Source organism: Caldisericum sp., assembly GCA_022759145.1.
Taxonomy (GTDB): Bacteria; Caldisericota; Caldisericia; order Caldisericales; family Caldisericaceae; genus Caldisericum.
Genome location: JAEMPV010000047.1, coordinates 1 through 4,734, shown reverse-complemented (window position 1 = coordinate 4,734; position 4,734 = coordinate 1). Strand labels below are relative to the sequence as shown.

The window sequence follows — 4,734 nt, the reverse complement described above, 5'->3', positions numbered from 1 at the left end:
CCCGATTTAAGTTCGTTCCTCAATTCATCTGTAGTAATACCAAGGAAGTTTGCAATATCCTCCTTCATGTTGTACTTAACGCCGAGTTTAAAGCCTCTTTCAAAGGCGGATTTAAGCCTGCCACCAAATCCTGAGGTGCCGTTTCCAGTGCCTGCGCTAACAAGTGCTACACTTCCCAAAACGAGTGCTAAAACAAGTGCTCCAACAATTACTAAATTTTTCATTTTCATCTTTTATCACCTCCGATAAAATAATAATACAAGATTGTGATAGAATTATGAAAGATCAAATTAAAGGAATTTTTTCGATAGGATTTTTCAAAAAGAAACTTCGTGTCTCTTCTATATCGGACATAACCTGATTTCTCAAATCCTGGACTTTTTCGAACTTTAACTCGTCACGTAGTCTCTTTATAAAATAAAGCCTCAAAAATTTACCGTAAAAGTCGTAATCAACATCCAAGAAGTGCGATTCTATTTTTATCTTCTTCTTGTCTTCAAATGTTGGGTTGAAACCGACATTTGTAACACCTCTTAAAAGCGTTCCATTATAATTTCCAATAGTTATATATACGCCATTTTTTGGAATAAGTTTATTTCCGTTTTCGTAGGCAAGGTTTGCTGTAGGAAATCCAAGATGCCTTCCCAAACCTTTTCCTCTTTCAATTATGCCTTGAGTAAAGAACGGATGCCCTAAGAAATTATTACCATCTTCAATTGAGCCTTCCTTAATAAGGTCGTGTATAAGGGAACTCGAAACAACTAGGCCATCTTTTACAACAGGATTAAAGACTTTTACTTCAAAATTGTAGAGTTTAGAGAGTTCCATAAGAGTGTTCACATCGCCTGACTTTTTATATCCAAATTTGAAGTTTTCGCCTACTACAACGAGATGACAGTTGAGCGTCTTTACAAGTTCTTCACGCACAAATTCCTCAGGAGACATTTCCATAAGCCCTTCTTCGAGGTCTGCAACATAGACATTTTCAACATTGATTTTCTCAAAGATGTATAACTTTTCATTTAGCGTTGTTAAAAATTTCCTCTTTGCTTCTTTAAAGGGATGGTTCGAGAATGTGTAAACAACAGGCGTAAGATTCTTCAAGTTGCACTCCTCTGATAACTTTGAAATTAACGCCTTATGACCTATATGAACGCCATCAAACATGCCAATTGCAACTGCAGTTTTTTTGGATATTGGTTTATGAAATCCTATTATTTTCATCAATCACAACCTTTGGCTTCAATGTGCCTTTTATCTCTCCTATGCCTATAACATTGTAATTCTTATCAAGGACAATTGCTTGCGTTAAATCCTGGGGCTTCCCAATTCTAAAAAGATCACCATCGACAATAATCATTGGAGCATTAATGACAGCCTGTGGGGGTATAAGCCCTTTTGAGAAATCGCCTTTCTTAAGCCTGTTTAGAGTTGTTGCAAGATTTATTGAAAGATTTCCGATTTTAGTGCGAGTAATTGCAGACAGAGTTGCAGGAACGCCTAAAGCAAGCCCAAGTTCGTAAGCAAGGGAACGCATATAAGTGCCTGTGCTTGATGTAACACGAAGAACAAGTTTATTATCTCTAAAACTTACATACTCGATCCCCAAAATCTCAACTTCCTTGAATGCCTCGATAAATGTCTCATTTCGAGCAAGTTTGTAGAGTTCAACGCCTTTTAATTTCTTTGCAGAGAAGAAAGGAATTCGCTGCTTTATTTTCCCTGTGAATTTTGGGAGTATCCGAAGAATGTCGCTTTCCTTAACGGCTACATCTACACTATTGAGCACCTTTCCCGTGATATCCCAGGTGTCTGTTTCTATGCCAAATATAATCTCAATAACATACTCTTTTGTCGGAAGGTTTACATAAGGCAACAGGCGAGTAAATTTTCCAACCGCAACAAACAACAAACCTGTTGCCATTGGATCAAGTGTCCCAAGGTGCCCTATCCGTTTTTCGCCCAAAACCGTAGATATCTCGTTTAAAAACTTCCTCGAGGTAATTCCATAAGGCTTAGAGATTAACAAGAAAGCGTTTGTCAACTTTTCCATTTTTTATGCTTACTCCTTCAATTTCAAGGAGCTTTTCCTTCAAAGAAAGCCCTCCAGCAAAGCCATGGAGCCTCAAATTTCTGTCAATAACTCTGTGGCATGGGATAAGTACTGGTATAGGATTTTTTGAAAGCGCAAACCCAACAAATCGTGCGTAATTATTTGTGTTGAAGACTTTCTTTGAGACATCACCATAAGTTGTAACGGCACCGAAGGGTATTTTGTGAACCTCTTGAAGTATTGGACGTATTGCCTCGTCAATGCTTTCAAAGTCAATACTGAATGCACTTTTATTGCCCTTCAAAAGATTCAAAAACTCAACTAAGAATGTGCTATCGTTTTCTTTGCAGGACTTTAAGAATTCGACCTTGTATATTTTATTATCCTCGTTTGCAAGGACTTTTAGAGGAATTCCTTCATAGCAAATTCTGTACTTCATCAGTATATCTTTACCTCGAGGCTAGAAGGTAACACTGTTTGCAAAACTACATTTGAAGGAATATTAGAAATAATAACAGGAAGTGTATAAGTCCCTGTATCAAGAGATGATGCATCAATCGTAGCCTTTATCATATCGGCAGTAACAGTGTCAACTACATCCTTGAAACCTGCGATTATAACGTTCACGCTATCCTGCGAAAGCGTAAACTGCTTGCCACTACCAACACTCACAGAAACAGGAACAATTAAAGTCTTAGAAACAATCGGGCTTGCCTCCACTGTAACTTTGCAACTATCAACAGAAAATTTTACATTATTAATTGGTGTAAGTTTCACTGTAAAGTCTGCTTTTGAAGTAACGGTTGAAACATCTATTGGGTCTGTTGAAACAGACTTTATGTTCGTTATTATGCTTATTGGTCCTGAAATTGTTACAAGAGAAGGATTTGAAGATACATTTCTAATGCCGAAATTAGAGGGCGGAAGGTTCTTAATCGTTGGAACTACTGGTACCGTTGCTATGGCATTATCTTCAGATACATTAACCTCTGCAACAACAGTTGATGGATTTACATAGACATTCTTAAGGGTAGAACCGTCAAATGTTTCTACTTTAACGGGGAGAGTTAGAGTTGTGTTTCCAGTAATGTTTGATAAATCAATAGAAACATAGATTCTTTTAATTTTTAAAAGTTCCGAATTTGGACCGAAGGCAACGACAGAATTAGGTGATATTATAGGAAGTGACGGGAAAAATTGAGTGTTTGAACTTGCATTTACAAATTCAGAAACAACGGGGAATTTTTTGCTTGAAATACTTTCAAGAACAATCCTAATCTTATCAGGTGTAAAAGACTTAATTTTTATAACAGATGTTGGTGGAGTTACGGTAACATCCACAAGGAAATCTCCCTCTTTTTTGTTTGTAAGGTCGACAGTTGCAACAAAATCTGAGTCTTTTAATCCAAAAATAACCTTGCTTGGGCCTTCTGCAATGACCGAAACTGTAGGAAGGTCGTTTGAAATATACGATTCACTTGAAACATTTATTGGCACGACGGGAACAGACTTAAAGGTCTTGGAAATAACAGGTCCCTGTGTTACGCTTACATACCACCATAACCCTATTGCAAAAAGTAACGCAATTACCTTGATATTAAAAATCTTTGATAAGAATTTCATCCTTTCTTCACCTTGTCCTTTACATTGAGGGTTGGTCTTATCATAACCAAGAGCATGCCTCTCAGTTCAAGGGGACTGAGGTACCTTGTAAGTTTTCCTCTTACAGCAAGAGAAATTATACCCGTCTCTTCCGATACAACAATTGCAACAGCATCGCTTTCCTCAGTTATTCCACATGCTGCCCTGTGCCTTGTGCCAATGTCTTCTTTCTCAAGTTCCTTGTCCATAGAAAGAGGAAGCACACACCTTGCTGCAGCAATCTTATCATTTCTTATAATTGTTGCTCCATCGTGAAGCGGCGAATTCGGGAAGAAAATCGTAACAAGCGTTTCTGCCTTAACCTTAGCACCAACCTCAACACCCGTTTCCATATATTCGCTCAAGGGAACTTCTCTTTCGATAACAATAAGCGCACCAATTTTATTAAGGGACATTGTGTTTACTGCCTTCACTATCTCTTCGACAACAGTCCTGTAGTCTTCTTCTCCCTCAAGTACTTCTTGAAGTTTGATATTTTTACCGAGCCCTGTAAACCACTTTCTCAACTCTGGCTGAAACACAACAACAAGAAGATAAGGAAGGAAAGTAAAAGAATAGGCGATAAGGTTGCTTGCAAGGAAATGAAGTGTTGTAAGACCAATCCTATCTGAAAGGTAGGATACCAAAAAAACACCTGCAAAATAAAGAGCAATACCCTCAGCAAGTTGAAGGGTCCTCGTGTTTTGAATTGCCTTCAAAATAACATAAAACACAAGGCTTACGATAAGAATATCAATTACGCTTAAAATAATTGTCTTCGTGCCTATATCTTTAAAAGTGTTAATCAGTATATCCATAGCAAATATATTTTCTCATAAATTGAATTTTTTGCAAGTAATTAAATAAAACATTTAGAGCATTGGTTTTGAAATAAATATTGAGCACATAAAATATAAGAGAATGTGATATTATGCAGTTTAAAACACTGTTTATTGCACATGTCCCGGACGCCGAGCCTGAGAGGGACGGATGCATTCTTGAAACAGGAAAGTACAAACTTTTTGTAAGACTTGTTAAAA

At 37.3% G+C, this 4,734-nt stretch carries 6 protein-coding genes; all 6 read right to left on the bottom strand.

Translation table 11 applies throughout. The features are described from left to right. Window positions 1–230: hypothetical protein (locus tag JHC30_02900; GenBank protein ID MCI4463103.1), on the bottom strand; the 230-nt coding region annotated here is incomplete at its 3' end. Between the two features lie 55 nt (window positions 231–285). Continuing rightward, entirely contained in the window at window positions 286–1,224 is a 939-nt protein-coding gene (locus JHC30_02895) for a bifunctional riboflavin kinase/FAD synthetase (GenBank protein ID MCI4463102.1), read from the bottom strand. After that, a complete protein-coding gene (gene truB, locus JHC30_02890) occupies window positions 1,202–2,053 on the bottom strand; it encodes a tRNA pseudouridine(55) synthase TruB (GenBank protein MCI4463101.1) in 852 nt (283 codons plus the stop codon). The genes JHC30_02895 and truB overlap by 23 nt, the downstream gene beginning before the upstream one ends. Continuing rightward, window positions 2,016–2,492, bottom strand: coding sequence for an MGMT family protein (locus tag JHC30_02885; protein MCI4463100.1), 477 nt, complete (start codon window positions 2,490–2,492; stop codon window positions 2,016–2,018). The genes truB and JHC30_02885 overlap by 38 nt, the downstream gene beginning before the upstream one ends. Then, window positions 2,492–3,676 carry a hypothetical protein gene (locus tag JHC30_02880; GenBank protein MCI4463099.1) on the bottom strand — a complete coding sequence of 395 codons (1,185 nt, stop codon included), beginning with the start codon at window positions 3,674–3,676 and terminating at the stop codon, window positions 2,492–2,494. Before JHC30_02880 ends, JHC30_02885 begins: the two co-directional genes overlap by 1 nt. Beyond that, window positions 3,673–4,512 (bottom strand): TIGR00159 family protein, encoded by an 840-nt coding sequence (locus JHC30_02875; protein MCI4463098.1) that lies wholly within the window; start codon window positions 4,510–4,512, stop codon window positions 3,673–3,675. The genes JHC30_02880 and JHC30_02875 overlap by 4 nt, the downstream gene beginning before the upstream one ends. Between the last annotated feature and the right edge of the window lie 222 nt (window positions 4,513–4,734).